The sequence below is a fragment of the Bradyrhizobium sp. UFLA06-06 genome (genome assembly GCF_054820065.1).
Window position 1 is genome coordinate 1 of the sequence record NZ_JADFUD010000054.1, and the last position, 22842, is coordinate 22842.

The following is a 22842-nucleotide window of genomic DNA, read 5'->3' on the forward strand; positions in this document are numbered from 1 at the left end:
CAAGCGCCAAGGACCCAACGGCTTCCCGCCCACCCTCATCCTGACAGACTTCCAAGACACAGGGACCCATAACCACCGCACTCAATCATGAACGGGATTGTGGCCCCAGCGCGCGCAACAATTGAGATTTGGGGTAATGGGTCCCGGCCTTCGCCGGGACGACGGTGGGGGTGGTTTTCGATTCAAGTTGCCACACCACGCGGTGTCATCACCCGCGCATGCGCATGCGGGTGATCCAGTATTCCAGAGACGGCGGTGCCGAGCGCATCTCAGGTCAAATGCCGCACGATCGCGAGGCCGGCGAACAGGCCGGCGATCGAGAGTGCCACCGAGCCCGCGACATACAGCACCGCAAGGCCGAGCTCGCCGCGCTCATAGAGCAGCGCGGTGTCGAGCGAGAAGGCGGAGAAGGTGGTGTAGCCGCCGAGGATGCCGGTCATCAAAAATAGCCGCCAGGGCTGCGAGGCGTCGCCCTTGAAGGCGAGATAGCCGGCGATCAGGCCCATCACGGTCGAACCCGTGATGTTGATGATGAAGGTGCCGTAGGGAAAACCGGTGCCGATGCAGCGCGCGCAGGTGACGTTGATCAATTGCCGCAGCGTCGCGCCGAGACCGCCGCCGAAGAAGACGAGGAGATAGCTTGCCGCGTTACCCACCAATGCCCCCGCTGGTGTGTGTCGAGTGAGGGCGCATCTTGCCGCACACTCAAATCACCCACCCCTGAAAGGGGAGGGTCGACGCGAATGAAATGAGCGGCGGGGCGGAGTCACAGTCTCTCCATTGAGAGACTGCTCGTGTTGAGAGATGACCCCTCCCCGTTTCGCATTTCGCTTCGCTGCATGCGAAACGACCCTCCCCTTTCAGGGGAGGGTGAAGAAATATGCGACGGTCAAAGCCGCGCTCAGCCGGCCTTGCCGAACAGCTCGTCGACATAGTCCCAGTTGACGAGGTTTTCGACGAACGCCTTCAGATAGTCCGGACGGCGGTTGCGGTAGTCGATGTAGTAGGAGTGCTCCCACACGTCTACGCCGAGGATCGGCACCGCGCCATGAACCAGCGGGTTCTCGCCGTTCGGGGTCTTGGCGACCTCGAGCTTGCCGCCCTTGACCTGCAGCCAGGCCCAGCCGGATCCGAACTGGCCGGCGCCGGCGGCGGCGAAGTCGGCCTTGAACTTGTCGAAGCCACCGAGGTCCTCGTTGATCTTCTTCTCGAGCCGGCCGGGCAGCTTGCTGCCACCGCCATTCGGCTTCATCCACTTCCAGAAATGGATGTGGTTGTAGTGCTGGCCGGCATTGTTGAAGACGGCCGCGTTCTTGCCGAACGAACCCTTCACGATCTCCTCGAGGGACTTGCCTTCGAATTCGGTCCCCTTGATCGCGTTGTTGCCGTTGGTGACGTAGGCTTGGTGATGCTTGTCGTGGTGAAACTCCAGCGTTTCCTTGGACATGTAGGGCGCAAGGGCGTCGTGGGCGTAGGGCAGATCGGGTAGCGTGAAGGTCATGGGGTAATGTCCAACAGAGGGTGGGAGACTACACTTAACGGGTCCCCCTTATAGAAGGTTCCATGGCGGAGAAACACCGCATTTTCGGATCGCCCATGACAGATCGGCGCAGCCCGTACCAAGACCAAGGACCCAGACGATGAGCATCGAAATCGACATTCTCAACGGAGATGCATCGTGGAAGCGCGCCGAGCCGCTGCTCCAGGCGGTCTGGAGCCCGGATGCGGCCGAGAAACCAGCCTGGGCGGACATCAAATGGGCCCACGCGGATTTGCGCGTGCTGCTCGATGCGCCCGACGACAGCGGGCTCGCCTGCCATGTCGGTATCTATTTCCGGACCATCACCTGGAATGGCCACAAGGTGCATGTCGGCGGCATCGGCGGAGTCTCGACCCGCGCGGACTGCCGGCGGCGCGGGTATGCGTCACTCGCGCTCGACGCCGCCGTGCACACGATTCGTGCCAACGACGCGGTGAAATTTGCAATCTTATTCTGCGAGCCGCACAATTTCGCGTTCTACCAGGCGCGCGGCTGGCATCCCTTCAGCGGCGAAGTTTATTGCGAACAGCCTTCCGGGCAGATCCGCTTCGAGGCGATGGCGCCGTTCGTCAACGACATCGTTCGCGCGCCACGCCAGGGCAAGATCGACCTATGCGGCCTGCCGTGGTGACCCCTGCATCGGCGGCGGTGGCCTGAGGGGCCTGCGCGTCGTAGCATGTCGGTCATCATTTATTGGCGACAGGCTTTCACAAAGTGACCTCGAACCGCGGCTGCGAGCGAACTGCGCCCCCTCTCCCGCTTGCGGGGTCCGAGGCGAGCGAAGCTCGCTCTCGAGGCTGGGGTGGAAGTTTCACCGCGAGTCACATGACAGAGAGAGCCCCCACCCGGATTGCATCTCCAATGCAATCCGACCTAAGAGCGAGCTTTGCTCGTCTCGACCCCGCGAGCGGGAGAGGTGAAGGGCAACCGACCCATGACCATTGAAGCCTCGATCGACGACACCGGCCCCGCCGCGGCTGCGCCCGCCGTGCCGGTCGACAACCTCTTGACCGCGCCGATCCTGCCGACGCTGCTTCGCCTTGCGATCCCGAACACCATCGCCATGTTCGGCTCGACGCTGGTCGCGGTGGCCGAGACGTCTTACATCGGCCGGCTCGGCACCGAACCGCTGGCCGGCATTGCGCTGGTGTTTCCATTCGCGATGCTGACACAGATGATGTCGGCCGGCGCGATGGGCGGCGGCGTCTCGTCGGCGATCAGCCGCGCGCTCGGTGCCGGCGACCGCGACCGCGCCGCCGACCTGGCGCTGCATGCGGCGATCATCGGCGGGTGCGCCGGATTGTTCTTCACCGTGATGATGCTGGGCTTCGGCCGCAGTTTCTATGCGATGCTCGGCGGACATGGCGGCGTGCTCGAGCAGTCGATGCATTACTCGCAGGTGCTGTTTTCCGGCGCGATCTCGATCTGGCTGGTCAACACGCTCGCCTCCGTCGTGCGCGGCACCGGTGACATGCGGATTCCCTCGATGACGCTGATCACGGTCTCGATGATCCAGATCGCGGTCGGCGGCGTGTTGGGTCTCGGGTTGTTCGGCATGCCCGGTCTTGGCATGCGCGGCGTCGCCGCCGGACAGCTCACGGCCTTCACGTGTGGTGCGATCTTCCTCGCCTGGTATCTCGCCTCTGGCCGCAGCCGGTTGAAGCTCGACTTCGCCGCCTTCAGCTTCCAGCGCGCGATGTTCCTCGACATCCTGAAAGTAGGCGCGATCTCCTGCCTGTCGCCGCTGCAGAGCGTGCTGACCATCCTGATCTTCACCAAGATCCTGGCCAGCTTCGGCACCGAGACGCTGGCCGGATACGGCATGGGCTCGCGGCTGGAATTCTTGCTGATCCCGATCGCGTTTGCGGTTGGCGTCGCCTCGGTGCCGATGGTCGGCATGGCGATCGGCGCGGGACTCGTGACGCGCGCCCGCAAGGTGGCGTGGACCGCCGGTACCGTCGCCGGTCTTGTCGTTGGCCTCGTCGGACTTGTGGTCGCATTGAAGCCGACGCTGTGGATTGCGCTGTTCACCACCGATCCCGGCGTGACCGCCGCAGCTTCGTCCTATTTCGCGCTGGCCGGCCCGGGCTTCGGCTTCTTCGGCGTCGGCGTCTGCCTTTATTTCTCCTCGCAAGGCGCCGCCAAGGTCGGCGGGCCGGTGCTGGCCGGCACCATCCGCCTGCTGCTGGTCGGCATCGGCGGCTGGTGGCTCGCTACCGTGAGCGCCCCTGCATGGACGCTGTTTGCGCTGGTCGGCGGTGCGATGGTGGCGTTCGGCCTTGCCACCATCATATCGATCCGGCTGACCCGCTGGGGATAAATACAACGCAGCGCCCCGCACCGGAGCGTTGCCTGAGCATGACTGCTCCGGAAACAGGCACCAAAATTTTTTGGGAGCGCGCTCACCTGATCGCGCGAATATGACATTGCAGAAATTCTTCGACTTGTTATGCAGGCCGACTTCTAAAGCGCGATGAGATTGAGTCGAATCGTCATCGCGCTTTAGTTCTTTGTTTGACCATGATCTTTTCGGAAAACCGCTTCGCACTTTTCCGGATCATGCTCTTGGGGAATAAGCCATGGCCTGCCGATTCGGATTCATGATCGCCATCATTGCGACGGCGCTTGCCGTGCCCGCCGCGCATGCGCAAGGCGCGCCTGAGCCTGTCGGCGTCTGGCAGACCCAGGCTGGCGATGCCCGCGTCAAGATCAGCAAATGCGGCGGCGGCATCTGCGGCGTGGTGGTGAGCCTGCGCGATCCGATCGACCCGATGACCGGCAAGCCGCAAGTCGACAACAAGAATCCGAATCCGTCGCTGTCCAGCCGGACGATCATCGGGCTGCCGCTGTTTTCCGGCATGCATCCGGTTGCCGCGGGCAAATGGTCGGGCCAGATCTACAACGCCGACGACGGCGGCACCTATGCGAGCAGCATCTCGGTGACCGGCGAGAGCACGCTGCGCGTCGAAGGCTGCGTCGGCGCGCTGTGCGGCGGCGAGACCTGGACGCGGGTGGGACGGTAGTTCTTAGCCGAGCGGCAACCGCGACGGGACCGCGCCCCCCCTCCCGCTTGCGGGGGAGGGCTGGGGTGGGGGCTCTCTCCACGAGTCACATTGTGGAGAGAGCCCCCACCCGGATCGCATCATTCGATGCGATCCGACCTCCCCCGCAAGCGGGAGAGGTGCACCGAACTTGCCGCTTGGTCAGCGCTACACCGCGCGCGCCTTCAGCACCGTCGCCGCCGAGGCGTAGCCGCCGCGGGCGCCGTCGATGAAGTGGACGTGGTCGGCGCGCATCACCGAGGGGGTGAAGCAGGTCATCATCGCGGCGTCCTGCTCGTGCAGGCCATAGCGCACGATGCCCTGCGCGGCTGCGGCGGCAAGGCGCTGCTCGATGTCGGCGGCGAGCTCCGGCGTGCAATCCAGGATCATGCGCAGGCCGTCGTCGAACTTGCGGAAGTCTGAATTTTCGACGACCTGCTGCAGATAACGTTTCGGCGCGAACTTGCCGACCGGGATGTTGAACCGCATCAGCGTATAGGCCCACAGCGCGAATGTGAGCACCACGGCGCGCCGCAGCGCGAGCGGGCCGCCGCGCCGAGCGCGCGCCTCGTACTCCATTCCCTGCGGCGGCCAGTGCAGCGGCGGGCCGCCGGCCGGCACCGGCCGTCCGGCATCGGGACTCTTCTCGATGCGGACGACGATATCCTCGATCACGTTGCGGAAGGACGCGGGATCGGCGTTCTTCGCCGGCAGCACCAGCACCGACAGGATGACGCCGCGCGCGGACGGCATCACCTCGAAGCGGCAGGACAGGCCGGACAAATCGGGCTGCGTGCCCTGAGGCGCCGGATCGACCGCGAACGCGCCGCGCTTCATCGCGGCATCGGCGTAAGCAAGACCGCCGCCGGAGAACATCGCATAGGAAAGATTGGCCGACGGCCCGAAGCGCGCGACGCGGACATCGGCGCCCGCGGCGCGGATCGCAGCCATCGGCACCAGCGCCACCCGCAGTATTAGATCGAGATCGTCGCGCACCCAACGCGCGGTCGCCGCCAGCGCCTCGCGCGCTCTGTCGAGATCGGCCGGCGCGACCGCAAAACTCGCACCGTCGCCGCCGAACACGAAGGGGAATTCGCGGCCCTCCAGCGCATTGGTGACGGCGGCGACCACCGCGGCGCCGGCCATGTTGACCGCCTTGTAGCGCTGCGCCGCGATCGCCTTGGTCGATTCCACGATGTCGGCGACGCCGACCGTCCAGTCATCGGGCAACCGCGCATACAGCGCGGGGTCCATCAGCTTCGCGAAGCCGCGAAACACCGGAATGCCGCCGTAGAAGATCTCGCTGCCGCCAGCCATCGCAATGCCGCGCCGTTTCCGTCCCTGATGCGGGATTGTCTAGCAGATACGGCGCGGGTTGGGACCGGTTTTAGAAGCGTAGCCCGGATGGAGCGCAGCGCAATCCGGGGACCTCTCAAGCGGCGAGAGACCCCGGATTGCGCTCCGCTCCATCCGGGCTACGGCGACTGTTTCACGCCGCCTCGCCTGCCCTGCTCCACGGCGGAAACGGATCGCGCAGCTCTGCCCAGGCCTGCGGGTCCATGCCCGGTCTGCCGGTGACGAGGCAGGCATCGAGCCGACGGCGGATGTCGTCCTCGTTCATGCCGGAGCCGATGAAGACCAGCTCCTGCCGGCGATCGCCGTAGAGATCGTTCCAGCTCCGCTGCATCATCAGCCGCCAGTCCGGATGATCCGGCCAGCGCTCGCGCGGGATCGCCGCCCACCACGAACCGAGCCCTTCGGTCCGCACGATCGCGCCGGCCTGGCTCAACTCACCGCACCAGTCCGGACGCGTTGCGATCCAGAAATGGCCCTTGGCGCGGATCACGCCTTGCCAGCTCTCGCGCAGGAAGGCGTGGAAGCGCAGCGGATCGAACGGACGCCGCGCGCGGTAGACGAAGCTCGTGATTCCGTATTCCTCGGTCTCCGGCACGTGCCCGGCGAAGCCGTAGAGCTCCTTGTGCCAGAGCGGATGCTGCTGCGCGCGCTCATAGGCGAAGCGGCCGGTGTCGAGCACACGGTCGAACGGGACCTTGGCGAAAGTCGCCTCGACGATGTCGGCCTCGGGATTGAGCGCGCGCACGATGGTGCGGGCGGCCTCGCGCTCTGCCTGCGTCGCGGCATCGATCTTGTTCAGCACCACGACATCCGCGAACTCGATCTGCTCGACCAGGAGATCGACCAGCGTGCGCTTGTCGCCGTCGAGCGCTTCGCCGCGCTGGCTGAGGAAGTCGGTCGAGACGTAGTCCTTCAACAGATTGGCGGCGTCGACCACCGTGACCATGGTGTCGAGCCGCGCGACGTCGGAGAGGCTTTGGCCAGCCTCATCGCGAAACTCGAAGGTCGCGGCGACCGGTAGCGGCTCGGAGATGCCGGACGATTCGATCAGCAGATAGTCGAAGCGGCCGCTCTCGGCGAGCGCGCGCACCTCCTTCAACAGATCGTCGCGCAGGGTGCAGCAGATGCAGCCATTGCTCATCTCGACCAGTTTCTCGTCAGTCCGGGACAGGTTCGCACCGCCATCGCGCACGAGGTCGGCGTCGATGTTCACCTCGCTCATGTCGTTCACAATCACCGCAACCTTCAGGCCGCGGCGGTTGTTCAGGACGTGGTTCAGCAAAGTGGTCTTTCCAGCCCCGAGGAAGCCGGACAAGATGGTGACGGGGAGTTTTTGCATCGAGATCAAACAGTTGTTGGAGGGATGGGCGGCGGCGGGACATGGGGCATTCGCTTGATGTTATGTTATAACATAACATCAATATGCCGCGACCTGTCAAGCGCCGGGGCGGCGCGGTCAGCTTGCCATTCTCGGAAATGCGTAGCCCGGATGGAGCGCAGCGAAATCCGGGACACCGTAGGCAACTGCCAGTGCTCTTCGTCCCGTCATGCTGAGGAGGCCGCGCAGCGGCCATCTCGAAGCATGCACGGCCCCGCTGCAGCAGCTCGGCCGTGCATCCTTCGAGATGCGCTCCGCGCTCCTCAGGATGACGGAACAGAGAGCTCGCTACGATCTGGCTGCTACTTCCCCAATCCGCGCAGCACGAGCTGGTTCATGCGGCCAGCGAACGCGGCGGGGTCGTCGGGCATCTCGCCGTCGAGGATCTGCGCCTGCTCGAACAGCAGCAGCGACAGGTCCTTCGCCTGCGCGGTATCGGTCGCGAGCGCCGCGACCAGCGGGTGGCGCAAATTGATCTCAAGCACCGGCTTTGTGATCGCGCCGCGGTTCTGCTGGGCGAGCAGCCGCTCCAGCGCGCGGTCGCGCGCATCGCCGCCTGCGACGAGGCACGACGCGCTCGCGGTCAGCCGCTGCGAGGCGCGGACATCGGAAACGCGCTCGCCGAGCGCATCCTTGATCACGGCGATCGTGGTCGCCGCGTCGGCCGCGGGTTCGTCCTTGTTGTCGTCCTTGTCGTCGGCAAGCGGGATCAGGCCGAAATCGACATCGCCCTGGCTCAGCGACTTCAGCGGCTTACCGCCGAAATCGAGCGGCGCCGAGGACCAGAACGCGTCGACCGGATCGGTCAAGAGCAGCACCTCGATGCCGCGGGCGCGCGCCGATTCCAGCTTCGGGTTCGACTTCAGCCGCTCGACGCTGTCGCCGACCAGATAATAGATCTCGGTCTGGTTCGGCTTGAAGTCGTCGACAACCTGCTTCAGCGAGCGGTTCTCGCCCGACGTCGTGGTGAAGCGCGCCAGCGCCAGCAGCTTGTCGCGGCGCTCGAAATCCTCCCACAGGCCTTCCTTGATCACCGGACCGAACGCGTCCCAGATCTTGGCAAAGGTCTCCGGCTCCTTCTCGCCGAGCGTCTCCAATTCGCCGATCACGCGGCCGGTGACGGCCTTTCGGATCTGCGCGAGCTGCGGATTGTTCTGCAGCATCTCGCGCGAGATGTTGAGCGGCAGATCCTCGCTGTCGATCACGCCGCGGATGAAGCGCAAGTAAGCCGGCAGCAGCTCGGCGTCGTCGGCGATGAAGACGCGGCGGACGTAGAGCTTGACCTTGCCCTTGCGCTCGACCTGGAACAGGTCGAACGGCTTTTGCGACGGCGCGAACAGCAGCACGGCGTAGGACTGCCGGCCCTCGGCGCGGTAATGCAGCGTCATCGCCGGCTCGTCGAAGGCACCGGCGATCTGTTTGTAGGCCTGCGCGTAATCCTCCGGCTTGAGCTCCGATTTCGAGCGCTGCCACAGCGCGCTCGCCGAGTTGATCTGGCGCGGCTCGCCCTCTTCCGGCACCAGGAGGATCGGAAACTGGATGTTGTCGGAATATTCGCGGACGATGCGCTCGATCTCGTAGGCCTCGAGATATTTGGCGGCGTCCTTCTTCAGATGCAGCACGATCTCGGTGCCGCGCGCGACGCGGCTCGCGGCCTCCTCGCTCGCCGGCGCGATCTCGAAGCCGCTGCCGCCTTCCGACGTCCACACCCATACCTCGTCCGAGCCGGCGCGGCGGCTGGTGACGACGATCTTCTCGGCGACCATGAACGCGGCATAGAAGCCGACGCCGAACTGGCCGATCAGATTGGCGCCGTCCTTGGCCTCGGTCAGCTTCGACAGGAACGATCTGGTGCCGGAGCGCGCGATGGTGCCGAGATTGTCGATCAGCTCCTGGCGCTCCATGCCGATGCCGGTATCGACCACGGCAAGCGTGTCGGCCGCCTTGTTCGGGACGATCCTGATCTCCGGCGGCGTGCCGTCCGTGATCAGGGACGGATCGGCGATCGCCTCGTAGCGCAGCTTGTCGCAGGCGTCCGACGCGTTCGAGATCAACTCGCGCAGGAAGATATCGGTCTCGGAATAGACCGAATGCACCATCAGGTGCAGCAATTCGGCAACCTCGGCCTGGAATGGCTGGGATTCGGCAGCGGCAGTTGTGGTCATGCGGAAACTCGGACAAACGGTAAGTGGCGGGAAAGCCCTGATATAGCGCGATCGCGCCGCATGGCAAGATTTCGAGCGCGGCCGGAACCGTCAGTCCGAGATTGCCGCGATATAGCGCTGCACCGAACGGTCGAACGCCGCCCTGGCATCGGAGGCGATGTTCTTGCCCCACCAGGCGCCGTAGATCCGATCATAGGCCAGCGGCGCGACCACCCGCGCGACGCGGCGGACCGCAGGTGCATTGAGCGGGATATAGTTCGGGTAGGAATACATGAAGCTGACCGAGCGGCGGTCCATCGCCACCATCGCGATATCCCCGGTCAGGAGAGCACCGCGCCCGTCGGCGCCGTTGCGCCAATGCAGCATGGTGGCGCCGGCGAAATGCCCGCCGCCACGCACCAGCAGGATGTCGTCGGAGATGCGATGGCTGTCGCCCTGCCACGGCACGATCGACGGATAGGGCCGCGTCACCCATTGCGCATCGTCGCCGTGCAGATAGACCGGGGCATTGTCGAACGCCGCGCTCCAGTCGGCGACCGCGCCATAATAATGCGGATGCGAGATCGCGATCGCCTTCAGCCCGCCGAGCGATCTGACATGCGCGATCGCCTCCGCCGTCGCCAGCGGCACGCAGTCCCACATCACGCAGCCGCCGCGGTCCGGCACCAGCAGCGCGCGCTGCCCGATTGCAAAGGACGGCTCGAGCGCGATCCCGACGAGACCGAGATCGTCGCGCCAGACCAGCCTGTGGCACTGCGCGAGCTCCGCGCGCGTCAGCCACGCCTGCCCCTTCCAGTTCACATATTGCCGCTCGTCCTCGCAGATCGGGCAAGCCGGCGGCGGCGCCGCGGTCTCGGGAAATTGCGCGCCGCATTGTTCGCAGGTCCACAGAGGCATTGGCAGCGCCCTCGTTGCGATGAAGCCGGTCTGCTGATCTAGCGCCGCGGCAGCAGGTGTTCAATGCTTGCGACCCAGTTCCATCTGCATCTCCGCCGGTGCTACGCCGAACTTCCTGCGAAACGAGCGGTGGAAATAAGACAAGTCGTTGAAGCCGGCCGTGTAGGCGATGTCGCTGACCTTGCGGCCGGCGCCCTCTTCGTGCAGCAGTAGCCGGCGCGCCAGCAGCAAACGCTGCTCGAGGACGAACTCCGAGAATGTCGTTCCTGCGGACGCGAACAGGCGTTGCGCCTGCCGGGTGCTGAGCGCATTCGCCTTTGCTATGGCCTCGATCGTGAGCTTGCCATTGTCGAGATTCTTCAGGACATCGGCCTTCATCAGATCGAGCCGCGCCTTCGCCACGCCATCCCGCGACGCCAGTTCCTTCCTCTCGGCACTGCTGCCGAGCACGAGACCGACCAGGTCGGCGAGATGATGCGCCGCCGCCTGCTGGCCGGGCACGTCGAGATCGCCGGCAAGCTCGGTGCAGAGCGCGGAATAGCGCTCGATCATCGCGCTCAGGGCCGGATCACGCCCGAGCGGGCGCGCCAGTTGCGTCTCCGCCGAGGGTGCGATCTGGAGCAGCAGGCGCCGCGGAAACCGCGTCGTCGTAAAGCTGCCCGACCGGGTGAGATCGGCGGTGCCGACGATATTCATCTCGGTGAGGCACATCTGGCCGCGCTGAAGCTCGATCGCCTTGGCTGCTTGCGTGACCTGCACCGTGCCGCGCGTCGCAAAGATCAGGACGAGGTCGTCGCAGCCGTCGTTGAGAAGCGCGCGGGTGCGGGCGAAGCGGGCCGAGCCGCCGCGCGGCGTCGCGATGGCGACCGTATGCAGCAGCGTGAACTCGTTGTGGCAATCGATGCGGTTGTCGTCGGTCGGTCCGACGTCGAGCCGGCAGAAGCCGCGGCAAATCCCCTCGCGCCATGCCTCATAGGCCGGCCCTTTCGCCAGCCCATGATGGAAGATCGAGAACCGGTTGGTCACCTGTGTCTCGGACATGATCCGTGCTCCGAACGCCCGATCGATCAAGAGGCGGCGTGATCGATCGCTTGCTGCCCGATATGCGCATGTCGTGTGCGCACGTCGTTCCTGTCCCTACGCTTGGCGCGACGGTCCACGACTCCGGCGAGGAGCCTGATACCACTGCGCCGATTGCCGGTAAAGCTATTCACGAGATGCAACCCTATGATGCGAAGTGCGAAAGCCGGGAATAAAACGGCGCAGCAGTTTCGCGACGCGGCGCTGCCGTGTCTCGACGATGCCTATGCGTTCGCCCAGGTGCTGATGCGGACCGAGGCGGACGCCGAACTGGCCGTGCAGGACTGTTATCTGCGCGCATCGCGTGAGTTCGACAGCTTTCGCGGCCCGGCCGTCAGGCCATGGCTGCTCGCGATCCTCAAAGCGGTCTGCCAGGAGAGACGCGGCGCGAGGCTCGCCGACGAGAACGCAACGGCGGAACGGCGCAACGGCGCAACGATCCGGCAACTGGTCGACGACCTGCCCGCCCCGCTCCGCGAAGTCATCGCCCTGCGCGAAATGATCGATCTGTCCTACAAGGAGATCGCTGAGGTCACCGGCATTCCCGTCACCACCGTGATGTCGCGCATCGCGGAGGCGCGCGCCCTGCTGCTCGCGGCGCGGCGCGCGACGAACGAAGCCGCGCAGGTAAAGCCAGCAGGCGCCTCAAAACTGACGGTCTACCGCGCGAACGCCTGTTGAACCGCCGACGGCTCGGTGATGCCGTTCGCGATCAGAAGCTCGAGCAACACCCGCGCCTTCTGCGGGTTGAGATCGAGCGAGACCGCAAAGCCGAGCTTGTCGTCCTCGACCTCGACGTTGCGGTTGACGAAGCCTGAACCGACCCGGCTCGAACGCACCACCACGACGCCCTGCTTCGCCGCGGCCGCCAGCGCATCGATCGCGCCCTTCGATGAATTGCCGTCGCCGACGCCGGCCAGCACGATGCCCTTGGCGCCGCGCTTGACCGCATCCTCGACCTCAGCGGCGTCCATGTTGGCGTGCGAATAGATGATGTCGACACGCGGCAATGGCGGCGCATCCGGCAATTTCAGCTTCGCACCCTTGGCCGGAACAGCCGGCTGCAGGAAACGCAGCGCGCCGGTGTCGACATAGCCGACCGGGCCGGCATCGGGCGAACGGAAGGTCTCGACGCTGGTGGTATTGGTCTTCTGCACCCAGCGCGCGGCATGGATGGTGTCGTTCAGCACCACGAGCACGCCACGACCGCGGGATTCCGGCGCGGACGCAACCCGCATCGCCTCATAGAGATTGGCCGGACCATCGGCGCCGATCGCGGTCGAGGGCCGCATCGATCCGACCAGCACGACCGGCATGTCGGTGTCGAGCACGTTTTGCAGGAAGAACGCGGTCTCCTCCATCGTGTCGGTGCCGTGCGTGATGACGACACCGTCGACCTCCTTGTTGTCGATCGCGGCGCGGATGCGCTTGACGAGGTCGAACCAGACCTTGTCGTTCATGTCCTGCGAGCCGATCGACGAGATCTGCTCGGCCGAGATTTGGGAGAGCTTGTCGATGCCCGGGATCGCCGCGATCAGGTTGGCCGCACTGACCTTGCCTGAGTCATAGGCGTTGCCGGCGCGGGCATTGGCCTGCCCCGCGATGGTGCCGCCGGTACCGAGCACGAGCACGCGGGCCACCGTGGTGCCGGTCGCCTGTTGTGCTGATACCGGCGAGGCAAGCCCGATCGTGAGGGCCGCAGCGAGGCCGAGGAAGAGCCGAGCGGAATAATTGGATTGAAACGAACGTGGCATGATCTTCTCCCCAAAGCGACAGGTCGCCAGTCCACAACTCGTGGTTTTGTCCCGTAACAAGTGGACAAAGTTGCGGCGGAAGATGCGATGGTCGGAAGCCGGGTTGAAGCGTTTAGTGAGCTCCAAACGCGTTGCGCAGCTCGATCTCCGTTCCGACGGTTCGCCAGATCGAACGATCGACGAACAGCACCCGATCCTCGGCATGGGCGAGCAGTCTTGCAATATCCAGCGCGTGCAGGCGCGCATTGATGGTGTGCAGCACCGCGCCCATGCAGGGCACGGCGAGATAAAGCTCGAGGTGACGGTGCGAGTTCCAGGCCAGCGTGGCGACGCGCATGCCGCGCTCGATGCCGATCCCGGCGAGGAAGTTGGCGAGCTGGCTCGCGCGTCCGAGCATCTCCGCATAGCCAATGACGTGGATGCGGTCGCAATACCGCGTCGTCACCATCTTGTTCGGATAGAGATCCGCGACCCGTTCCCTCACCAGGTTGAGGGTGAGCGGGACCTGCTGCATCAAGCCTGCGAGCATGCGGTGTTCTCCGGAACTTCCGCAAAACCTTGACATCTGCCGGGAGGCGGCGCAACATTTTTCGAAGATTCTTCGACTTTTGGTGCGCCATGCATTTTGAGCTTCCCGACGATCTCCGCGTTCTGCAAGGCCGGGTGCGCGAATTCGTGCGTAGCGAGCTGCAGCCGCATGATGCCGCCATCGAGGCAACCGGCGAGGTGCCGGACGGCGCCATGGCCGGCCTGCGCAGGATGGGATTGTTCGGCACCAACACGCCAAAGCAATTCGGCGGCCTCGGCCTCTCGATGCTGGGCAGCTGCATCGCGATCGAGGAGCTCGCGAAGGCGCACACCGCCTTCTACTATCTGAGCGGAGTCAACGTTCACATCGGCTCGAAGGCGATCGAGTTCTTCGCGTTGCCGGCGGTTCGCGACCGATGGCTGCCGGAGCTCGCCAGCGGACGGGCGATCGGCGCGTTCGCGCTGACCGAGCCGAATGCCGGATCCGATGCCGCCCGGATACAGACCCGGGCGCGGCGGGACGGCGATCATTACGTGCTCGACGGCCGCAAGACCTACATCACCAATGCGCCCGCGGCCGGCGTTTTCACGGTGTTCGCCACGCTCGATCCGTCCGCCGGCGCCAAGGGCATCGCGGCCTTTGTCGTCGACGCAAAGACGCCGGGCCTTGCCATCGGCCGCCTGGTCGAGATGGCCGCCGGACGCGGCTCGGTGCACGCCGAAGTGATCTTCGATGATTGCCGTGTTCCGTGCGAGAATCTGCTGGGACAAGAGGGCGAAGGATTCGCCATCGCGATGCGGTGCCTGGATGCCGGGCGCACCCATTGGGGCGCCTATTGCGTCGGCGCGGCGAGCCAGCTGCTGGACTACGCTCTCGACCATGTCTCGGAGCGCGAGGCGTTCGGACGCAAGCTGCGCGACCATCAGGGGCTCGAGTGGCAGATCGCCGACATGGCGAGTTCGCTGCATGCGGCGCGGCTTGTCGCCTATGAGGCGGCCTGGCGTTACGACCAGGGCGATGCCGCCGCCCGCACCGCCGCGGCCGCGCTCTCCAAATACACCGGCGCCGACATGGTGCAGCGCATAGCCGACACGACCATGCAGCTGTTCGGTGGTGCCGGTTATTCCAGGGATCTGCCGATCGAGCGCATCTGGCGGGAAACACGGGTGGTCCGCATTCTGGACGGCACCTCCGAGATCATGCGTCAGATCATTGCCCGCGATGCATTCCGTCGCCATGAACGGCGGAACACGCCGGTGTGATGGCAATCCTACGCTGTATCCCGTTGCAATAGCGCTTGTGTTCCGGTCCCGCTGCCTTACTGTTTTTTCCCGGACGCGTGGAGACGAAAGTGGCTTCGGGGACGACACTCAAGCTCAAGCAGCAACGCAGCCGCGACCGGCGCGAGCAGATCCTCACGGCGGCCACCAAGCTGTTCGGCCAAAAAGGCATCGACGGCACCTCGCTCACCGAGGTCGCGGCCGCGGCGAAAGTACCGCTCTCCAGCATCTATGATTATTTCGAGGACAAGCGCGCGCTGGTGCTCGATGTGCCCGAGGGCAATTTCGAGGCGCTGTATCAAAAGACCGAGCCGCTGCTGGTCAAGGGTGGCGATCCCGTCGAGCAGCTCCGCATCATCTTCCTGACCAACTTCCAGTACATCAAGGACAACCCGAGCTGGGGCCGGGTGTTCTTCCTCGAGATCTGGCCGAGCGTGCTTGCCGCCGAGCCGCGGATCAAGAAGGCGGTCGACAAATACGCGCTGCGCTATGTGCAGCTGATCAGGCAGGCGAGCCGCGCCGGCACCTATCGCCGCAATCTCGATCCCTACACCGCGATGTCGCTGATGATGGGCGGGATGTGCCACCTCACCGCGGTCTGGTTGCTCTACGGCCGCAAATACGATCTGGTGAAGAAGGGCAAGGCGCTGTTCACCATGCTGCATAACGGGTTCGTGCAGCGTTAGCTGCGCCGGCGCACGGCCGGTTCTCGTAGGCTCCCGTAGGATGGGTAGAGCGCAAGCGAAACCCATCATTCGGTGGGCTGGCACACAGTGATGGGTTTCGCTTCGCTCTACCCATCCTACGCACCGTCCGCCGGCGAGCGGTTCGCGGCGCGAACGATTTGATCCAAATTCGTCGCTGTTTGGCCGGCTGTCGAGGTAATCCCTTTCCGGAAACCAATACACAACCGTCGAAATCCTGTTCTAGTATGACGTCGTGGGCGACCCGCGACCGGACACGCGGGCATTGGGATGGGAGCGAACCGATGGACGTCAAGGCTGTTCTGCCGCCCCGTGGCCGCGACTATCGCCTGGATCTGCTGCGCGGTTTCGCCAACTGGGCGATCTATCTCGATCACATTCCGAACAACGCGGTAAACTGGATCACGCAGAAGAATTTCGGCTTCAGCGACGCGGCCGATCTGTTCGTGTTCATCTCCGGCTACACCGCATCCTTCGTCTATGCGCGCATGATGCTCGAGCGCGGCACCGTGATCGGCGCCACCCGCCTGATCAAGCGCGCCTGGCAGATCTATGTCGCGCATGTCCTGCTGTTCGTGATCTACATCGCCGAGATCGGCTATCTCTCCCAGCGCTATCACGACCCCAATCTGCAGAACGAGTTCAACGTCGCGGGCTTCATGCACAATCCGGCCGAGACGCTCTATCAGGGCCTGATCCTGGCGTTCAAGCCGGTCAACATGGACGTGCTGCCGCTCTACATCGCGCTGATGCTGTGCTATCCGCTGGTGCTGTGGGCGATGCTGCGCAAGCTCAATCTGACGCTGCTGGCCTCGTTCCTGCTCTATCTCGCGGCGCGGCAATTCGGCTGGAACCTGCCGGCCTATCCATCCGGCTCATGGTATTTCAATCCGTTCTGCTGGCAGTTCCTGTTCGTGTTCGGCGGTTGGTTCGCGCTTGGCGGCGCGAGCGAATCGATCACATTCATCCGCTCGCGCGCCTTCCTTTGGCTCGGCGGCGCCTATCTGCTGTTTGCGCTGATCATGACCTTGGCGGGCCGCTTCCCGGAGCTCGGACAGGCGATGCCGGCCTGGCTCTATGACGCGTTCAATCCGAACGACAAGACCAACCTCGCGCCCTATCGCGTCCTGCATTTCATCGTCCTCGCCTTCTTCGTCACCCGCTTCCTGCCGCGCGAATGGCCCGGATATGAATGGCCGATCTTCCAGCCGATGCTCAAATGCGGCCAGCAGTCGCTCGAAGTGTTCTGCACCGGCGTTTTCCTCGCGGTCATCGCGCATGTGCTGCTGGTCGAGGTCTCCGGCAGCATCTGGATGCAGATCGCGGTCAGCATTGTCGGCATCGTGCTGATGACCGCACTCGCCTACTACCGCTCCTGGTCGAAGAAGGTCGACAAGGCGCCCGCGAAGGTATCTGCGGCTGCGCAGGCGCCAGTGACCGCGAAGCCGGCGGAGTAAGCCACCGCTTGACGCGACGGCGCGCAGCCGAAGCCGCGCGTAACGCGCAAAGTAGCCTGCTATTTCGCCAGCGGCTTGCCGGCCGTCTCCGGCGCCAGGGCGATCAACGGCAGGCCGACCACATAGATCAGCGACAGCATCGAAATCGCCAACGGGAAGCTGCCGGTGCGGGCGGCGAGCGCGCCGATCAGGGTCGGGCCGGCGGCGCCAAGCACACGGCCCATGCTGAAGGCGAAGCCGGAGCCCGAGCCGCGCAGTGCCGATGGAAACATCTCCGGCAGCCAGATCGTGAACAGGCCGAACACGCCATTGGTGAAGAAGCCGAGCACCGGCAGCAGCATCATGAACAGCGTCAAACTGTCGAGCCATTCGATCGCGACTTCATAGGAGACAACGACGGAGATCAGCCCGCCGATAAAGAACAGCACCGCGGTGCGCCGGCGGCTGCCGAGCCAGGTGGTGAGCCATGGCACAAGCAGGCAGCCGATCAGCGTGCCGACATTGGTGATCAGTCCGGCCACCGCGCCCATCTCCTGCGCGTGCGCCGGCGTCGCGCCCGCGGCGACCAGCTTGGTCGAGATCACGGTCGGGGCCCAGAAGTTCGACGACCACAGGCCGAAGATGATGCAGGCCATCATCAGCGCCGCAGCCCAGGTGGTGCGCGCCTGATCGCCGGCAAACAAGGCGGCGACCGAAGGCTGCTCGCGCGCAGCGCTGCGCTCGGGTTCAGGAATGTTGCTGCGCAGATACGCGATCAGGAGCGCGGGCAGAATGCCGAGCAGGAACATGCCGCGCCAGCCGAGCGTGCTGCCGATCGCAAGCGTCACGGCGGCGGCGAGGAACAGCCCGGTCGGCGTCGCCGTGTGCAGCCATCCGGCGAGCCGCACCCGCGTATTCTCCGGCACCGATTCCTGCAGCAGCGGCGTGCCCGCGGCCCATTCGCCGCCGATGCCGAAGCCGGCAACAAAGCGAAACAATGCGAACATCACGATACCGGTCGCAAGCCCGCACAGCGCCGTGAACAGCGAGTAGACCAGCACCGTCCAGCACATGATCCGGACCCGCCCGTAACGATCCGCGGCCCAGCCCCAGACCATCGAGCAGGCCCAGCCCAGCATGAAGATCGAGAACAACAGCCCGCCATAGATGCCGATATTGGCCTTGTTCGGCTCGATGCCGCTGGCCGGCAGCAATTCGCTCAACGCGCCGACCAGGATGTAGGCGTACATCGAGGAATCGAAGCCATCGAGCATCCAGCCGAACCAGGTCGCCCAGAACACTTTTCGCGGCGACACTGCGCCAGGCGCCGCGACCGACGGCGCAAGTGTATCGACGGTGCTCTCAGTCATGTTTCCTCGCACGTTTCTTTTGTGCGGCGGACTATGCCGAGGTTTGCGCGACGGGACATCTCCGGCAAACGGGACGGAGGTATCCGGCACAAGAATAGCGACGCCGATCACTTCGGCGTCACGCGAGAGCGCGAACGCGTGTTGCCCTAGGACGAACGCGCGGCGGCTGCGCCGTTGCAACCGGCGGACGCGCCGGCGCCTTGCGCAGCTTCGCCGCCCAGAGATAGAGAATTCCCGGCGTGGTTCACGACGGCATTTGCCAAAGCGCACGCCACACCGCGCACGAATGTTTCGGTATGTGTCCGGGAACGTCTCACCTTTGATAGATCTTGAGCGTTTCAATCATCTGCTTGAGCTCAGCAACATATTTATCGGCGTAATCCTTGTGGACCGACAAGGTGACGAGAATGCCGAGCTCGGATGTATTCGTGGCGAGATAGTAGGTGTCGAAGTTTGCCAGTTCGGAGCCGGAATGCAGCGCCTCGACCCATTGGTGCGAACCGATCACGCTGCGCTTTACAAACCGGATGTCGGACAGTTTGCCGGTGCCCTCGTCGCCGATCCGTTGCCGCTGCTTCAGATGGTCTTCGTAGGCCTGCAGATTGTCCTGCTCGTTGCGTTCCTTCATGGCGATGATCGCGATGGCCGCACGGGGAGGCTTGCCGGGCGGGGAGCAGACGAACTCAGTGTCGTCTTGTTCGCACCACCAGCCGTGTGCCAGCTCCATGTCGAATGCCGCGGCCCGGAAGACGTCTCGCTGCGGCGCGACCAGGATACGCGACGCTGAATATCCGGCGCCGCCGAGCACGACCGCGCTCACCACAAACGATGCCAGCATTGCGGTGACAAGGCGCGCGCTGCCGGGGATATCCATCGTCAGCCCCCCTGCTGCTCGATCCAGCGCTTGAGATCGGCGGCACGCTGCTTGAGGCCGGCCCCCGCCTTGGAGCCGGCGACCGCGTCGATGGTGTTGAGGGCCGCCTGCTTGGCATCTGCGGCAGCGGCGGCATTTCCCCGCTTGCGCTCAATCAGGACAAGGTATGCCTGCGCGATAGCCACCTCGTAGGCAACAGATGCGTCCGCGGTCTTGCCGTCACCTGATAAGCCGGCGCTAACCGCAAGCTTGAACTGCTCGGCCGCAGGATCGAGCCGATCCAGAGCGGCATATTGCTGACCCGCCAGCCGAAACAGGCGCACCCGCCATCCGACGATCTGATAATCCTCGGTACGACCGTCGGATTTGCGGGCGTCGAGCAAGCGCTTCAACGCATCGGCACCTGCGTCGTAGCTGTCCGCCGCCTCCTGGTGGCGATTTGCGGCGACGTGCAGGTCGCCCGTCTGGCCCAGCGCCTCGGCCTCGAACCGGATGAACTGGGCGCGCCCATCATGCTCCTTGCCGAGCCGCCTGCTGTCATCGAGCAGATCGGCAAATGCGCGGCCGGCGCCGTCCATATCCTTTTGCCGCACCAGATATTCGGCATAGGCTTGCCGGGCCTGCAGGAGCGCCAGCGCCGAGTCGACGCGTGCGCGGCCCTGATGACTGAGCGCCGCGCGCTCGATGGCGTCGCCGAATTCCTTCCGCGCCTCCTTGTCTTCGTGAAGCGCTTCACGGTGGGCGCCGCGCTCGAGCCGACAGGTCACGATCCCGTTGATCGGAGGATCGCTCGCTGTCCCTTGATCCGCCTTGTCGAGCAGATCGCAACCGCGGCCGATGATGAGCCGGCGTGTCCGCAAGGCGTCGGCATCGTCGGCTCTCAGATTGGCCGCCTCCCCAATCATGCTGGAAGCCGCGAACATGCTGTCATCGTTGGCGCGGATGGCCTTGTACTGATTGATCAAGGCCAGCACGCTAAGACTACCAACGGCGACAAGCGTTCCCAGGGTTGCGCCCGCGACCGCGCCCAACTGCGTCTGCTGCCGCCTCTCCTCTTCTTGCCGGAGCCGGGGCATCTCCTCCGGCGGTATGTTGAGCAGGGGCGCGACGATCTTCAGCTTTTCCGCGCTCAGGCGGACCACCCGTGAGAAGCTCAGGAACCACAATGGTCCCGCGCCTCTCAGATCGACGATCTCGATGTTCGGGAAGGCTTCCTTCAAGCCTCCGGGCAGCGGGCCGTCGAAGTCGCCTGCGCCCCTGGCCACGATGACATTGCCGGCCGCAGGACCAGCGGTGAAATCCCTGATCTCGCGCTCGATCCAGTCTTCTGTGCCGCCCGGCCGCCGCATCGCATCCGGCGTCGCCACCACGATCAGGTATCGCGAGGAGAGCAGCGCCGGCTTGATGCTTTGCTGGTAGAAGTCGCTGGTGCCGCGCTCATAGGCCGTATCGAGATAGACGCGCAGCCTCTTCGCATAGGCGCCGCGCAGCGCCGCAGGAAGGCGAAAGCCGACAAGTGTGCGCCTGAGCCACCGTGCAACGGCAATTCCGTCGGACCGGCGGTAGGAAATGAATGCGTCGTAGTTGAACTCAGACATCGAGTTCGACGGGCTGATTGAATGGGAGCAGGTCCGAACCGGGCCGGATCGCGCAGCTGAACAGGAACTTATTCGAAAAAATCTACATCAGACACGCAAGCTAAACACGTTGTAGTGGCTGGATCAATCTCCATCTCGTCAAGCGAGCATCGGCATTGTCCGCCTTCCGGCCGAGCCTGGGGATGATGGTGCGGTTCGCTCGACGCGGCGCGATCAGCTTGTTAAGCCGCCTCTCCGCAAGGACAATTTGAGTCGGGACATGACCGTAGCGATCGAGATGGGACAAACGACGGCCGGCGCTTCGGCGGCCATCGACCTCGAGGAGCTATTGGCGACACGCCTCCTGGTGCAGGGCAATTCGGGTTCCGGCAAATCCCATCTGCTGCGCCGGCTGCTGGAACAGAGCGCTCCCTGGGTGCAGCAGACCATCATCGATCCCGAAGGTGATTTCGTCACCCTGGCGGAACGATTCGGCCACCTCGTCATCGACGCCGAGGACCACACCGAGCGCAGCCTGCAGGTCGCCGGCGAGCGCGTGCGCATCCATCGCGTCTCCACGGTGCTCAATCTCGAAGGGCTCGACGCCGAGAACCAGATGCGGCGCGCCGCAGCGTTCCTCGGCGGGCTGTTCGACGTCGCCCGCGACCACTGGTATCCGATGCTGGTGGTGGTGGACGAGGCGCAGTTGTTCGCGCCGGCGGTCGCGGGCGAGGTGTCCGACGAGGCGCGCAAGCTTTCGCTCGGCGCGATGACCAATTTGATGTGCCGCGGCCGCAAGCGCGGGCTTGCCGGGATCATCGCAACCCAACGGCTGGCGAAGCTCGCTAAGAATGTCGCGGCCGAAGCGTCAAACTTCCTGATGGGCCGCACCTTCCTCGATATCGACATGGCGCGCGCCGCCGACCTGCTCGGCATGGAACGACGGCAGGCGGAAGCCTTTCGCGACCTCGAGCGCGGGCAGTTCATGGCGCTCGGACCTGCGCTGTCCCGCCGTCCGCTGGGCTTGCGCATCGGTCCGACCGACACCCAGCCGCGCAACGCGGCGCCGCGGTTGATGCCGCTGCCTGAAGCGGCACTGGAGGACGCACGCGCGATCATCCTGGCCGCTCCGCCGCCCGAAATAACGGCCAGGCCACAGCGCCGTGCGCCATCGCCGGACCTGCTCAGCCAGTTGATGGCCGCCAAACAGCCGGCACCGGAGCCAGATCCCGAAGCTGCCGAGCCACCGCCGAGCGCCGAGCAATTGGCCGAGCGGCGTGAGCGGCTGGACCGTATCCTGCGCGCCATCCTCGCCGAGCCCGACGCCGGCTTCCGCGCCATCGGCGTGCTCTATCAGGAGTTCGTGGTCCGCTGCCGGATCGAGGGTCTCGGTGCCGTTGTGCCGGAGCTGACCGATTTCCGCCGGATGCTGACGCGCGCCCGCGCCGGGCTCGGCACCGAGATGGCGGAGGACGACGTCTGGCAGGATGTCTCGCTGCGTGCTGCGCTCCTGCCCGAGGACATGCAGGGCGTCTTCATGATGATCGCCCGCGCCGCGAAGGAGGGCTGGCCTTGCCCGAGCGATGCCGCGATCGCTCGTGCCTACGGCACGCATTCGCTGCGCCGCGCCCGGCATCTTCTGACCTACATCGAGGAACAAGGCCTGATCGTCTGCCAGCTCGACGGTGCCGGCCGGCGGATCGTGACCCTCGTCGAGCTCGCCTGGGCCACGGCCGCGGCCGACCCGAATGTGGACGACGTGGCGACGGAGGCGGCTTGCAGCAGCTCGTCGCCGTGATCAGGCGCTGGGCAACTGCGCGGCATCCCGGAAGCGCTGCAAGGTAAAAAAAGGCCCGCCAGG

Annotated in this window: 20 protein-coding genes; 8 read left to right on the forward strand and 12 right to left on the reverse strand. The window is 64.9% G+C overall.

Going from position 1 to position 22842, the window contains the following annotated elements:
• Positions 1-269 precede the first annotated feature (269 nt).
• Positions 270-656 carry a fluoride efflux transporter CrcB gene (gene crcB, locus IF803_RS32340; RefSeq protein WP_461194869.1) on the reverse strand — a complete coding sequence of 129 codons (387 nt, stop codon included), beginning with the start codon at positions 654-656 and terminating at the stop codon, positions 270-272.
• A gap of 245 nt (positions 657-901) precedes the next feature.
• Positions 902-1501 (reverse strand): superoxide dismutase, encoded by a 600-nt coding sequence (locus IF803_RS32345; RefSeq protein WP_016846956.1) that lies wholly within the window; start codon positions 1499-1501, stop codon positions 902-904.
• Positions 1502-1640: 139 nt separating this feature from the next.
• Here IF803_RS32345 and IF803_RS32350 point away from each other — a divergent pair, with 139 nt between their 5' ends.
• The 3 genes from IF803_RS32350 to IF803_RS32360 all read left to right on the forward strand — a co-directional run bounded on the left by IF803_RS32350 (position 1641) and on the right by IF803_RS32360 (position 4563).
• Complete coding sequence (locus tag IF803_RS32350) at positions 1641-2171, forward strand: GNAT family N-acetyltransferase (protein WP_016846957.1); 531 nt, start codon at positions 1641-1643, stop codon at positions 2169-2171.
• A gap of 303 nt (positions 2172-2474) precedes the next feature.
• Positions 2475-3860 carry an MATE family efflux transporter gene (locus IF803_RS32355; protein WP_028345411.1) on the forward strand — a complete coding sequence of 462 codons (1386 nt, stop codon included), beginning with the start codon at positions 2475-2477 and terminating at the stop codon, positions 3858-3860.
• Between the two features lie 259 nt (positions 3861-4119).
• Positions 4120-4563 (forward strand): DUF2147 domain-containing protein, encoded by a 444-nt coding sequence (locus IF803_RS32360; RefSeq protein WP_028345412.1) that lies wholly within the window; start codon positions 4120-4122, stop codon positions 4561-4563.
• Positions 4564-4749: 186 nt separating this feature from the next.
• On the opposite strand, the gene IF803_RS32365 is transcribed toward IF803_RS32360, so the two are convergent.
• The 5 genes from IF803_RS32365 to IF803_RS32385 all read right to left on the reverse strand — a co-directional run bounded on the left by IF803_RS32365 (position 4750) and on the right by IF803_RS32385 (position 11418).
• Positions 4750-5898, reverse strand: coding sequence for a DUF3095 domain-containing protein (locus IF803_RS32365; protein WP_461194872.1), 1149 nt, complete (start codon positions 5896-5898; stop codon positions 4750-4752).
• A 172-nt stretch (positions 5899-6070) separates the two neighbouring features.
• On the reverse strand, positions 6071-7276 hold the full coding sequence (gene zigA / locus IF803_RS32370; RefSeq protein WP_411783123.1) for a zinc metallochaperone GTPase ZigA: 1206 nt from the start codon (positions 7274-7276) through the stop codon (positions 6071-6073).
• A 341-nt stretch (positions 7277-7617) separates the two neighbouring features.
• Positions 7618-9480 carry a molecular chaperone HtpG gene (gene htpG / locus IF803_RS32375; RefSeq protein WP_461194873.1) on the reverse strand — a complete coding sequence of 621 codons (1863 nt, stop codon included), beginning with the start codon at positions 9478-9480 and terminating at the stop codon, positions 7618-7620.
• Between the two features lie 90 nt (positions 9481-9570).
• A complete protein-coding gene (locus tag IF803_RS32380; protein ID WP_461194874.1) occupies positions 9571-10377 on the reverse strand; it encodes an MBL fold metallo-hydrolase in 807 nt (268 codons plus the stop codon).
• Between the two features lie 60 nt (positions 10378-10437).
• On the reverse strand, positions 10438-11418 hold the full coding sequence (locus IF803_RS32385; RefSeq protein WP_461194875.1) for an AraC family transcriptional regulator: 981 nt from the start codon (positions 11416-11418) through the stop codon (positions 10438-10440).
• 186 nt (positions 11419-11604) lie between these two features.
• On the opposite strand from IF803_RS32385, the gene IF803_RS32390 reads away from it, so the two are divergent.
• Positions 11605-12138 (forward strand): sigma factor-like helix-turn-helix DNA-binding protein, encoded by a 534-nt coding sequence (locus IF803_RS32390; RefSeq protein ID WP_461194876.1) that lies wholly within the window; start codon positions 11605-11607, stop codon positions 12136-12138.
• On the opposite strand, the gene IF803_RS32395 is transcribed toward IF803_RS32390, so the two are convergent.
• Positions 12117-13211 (reverse strand): asparaginase, encoded by a 1095-nt coding sequence (locus tag IF803_RS32395; RefSeq protein WP_461194877.1) that lies wholly within the window; start codon positions 13209-13211, stop codon positions 12117-12119. The two genes, IF803_RS32390 and IF803_RS32395, sit on opposite strands and share 22 nt — an antisense overlap.
• Positions 13212-13323: 112 nt before the next feature.
• Positions 13324-13740 carry an AMP-binding protein gene (locus tag IF803_RS32400; RefSeq protein ID WP_461194879.1) on the reverse strand — a complete coding sequence of 139 codons (417 nt, stop codon included), beginning with the start codon at positions 13738-13740 and terminating at the stop codon, positions 13324-13326.
• 89 nt (positions 13741-13829) lie between these two features.
• Here IF803_RS32400 and IF803_RS32405 point away from each other — a divergent pair, with 89 nt between their 5' ends.
• The 3 genes from IF803_RS32405 (at position 13830) to IF803_RS32415 (ending at position 17181) form a co-directional block, all read left to right on the forward strand.
• A complete protein-coding gene (locus IF803_RS32405; RefSeq protein WP_461194881.1) occupies positions 13830-15002 on the forward strand; it encodes an acyl-CoA dehydrogenase family protein in 1173 nt (390 codons plus the stop codon).
• 89 nt (positions 15003-15091) lie between these two features.
• Positions 15092-15706: a TetR/AcrR family transcriptional regulator gene (locus IF803_RS32410; protein WP_461194882.1), complete on the forward strand. Its 615-nt coding sequence runs from the start codon at positions 15092-15094 to the stop codon at positions 15704-15706.
• A 302-nt stretch (positions 15707-16008) separates the two neighbouring features.
• Positions 16009-17181, forward strand: coding sequence for an OpgC domain-containing protein (locus IF803_RS32415; protein ID WP_461194884.1), 1173 nt, complete (start codon positions 16009-16011; stop codon positions 17179-17181).
• A gap of 59 nt (positions 17182-17240) precedes the next feature.
• Here IF803_RS32415 and IF803_RS32420 read toward each other — a convergent pair whose 3' ends face one another.
• From IF803_RS32420 to IF803_RS32430, 3 genes are all read right to left on the reverse strand, one after another.
• On the reverse strand, positions 17241-18530 hold the full coding sequence (locus IF803_RS32420) for an MFS transporter (RefSeq protein WP_461194885.1): 1290 nt from the start codon (positions 18528-18530) through the stop codon (positions 17241-17243).
• Between the two features lie 313 nt (positions 18531-18843).
• The gene (locus IF803_RS32425) at positions 18844-19404 is read right to left on the reverse strand and encodes a hypothetical protein (protein ID WP_461194887.1); all 561 of its coding nucleotides are present in this window, start codon (positions 19402-19404) and stop codon (positions 18844-18846) included.
• Between the two features lie 2 nt (positions 19405-19406).
• Positions 19407-20774: a hypothetical protein gene (locus IF803_RS32430; protein ID WP_245288981.1), complete on the reverse strand. Its 1368-nt coding sequence runs from the start codon at positions 20772-20774 to the stop codon at positions 19407-19409.
• Positions 20775-21261: 487 nt separating this feature from the next.
• Here IF803_RS32430 and IF803_RS32435 point away from each other — a divergent pair, with 487 nt between their 5' ends.
• Positions 21262-22779 (forward strand): helicase HerA domain-containing protein, encoded by a 1518-nt coding sequence (locus IF803_RS32435; RefSeq protein WP_461194888.1) that lies wholly within the window; start codon positions 21262-21264, stop codon positions 22777-22779.
• Positions 22780-22842: the final 63 nt, after the last annotated feature.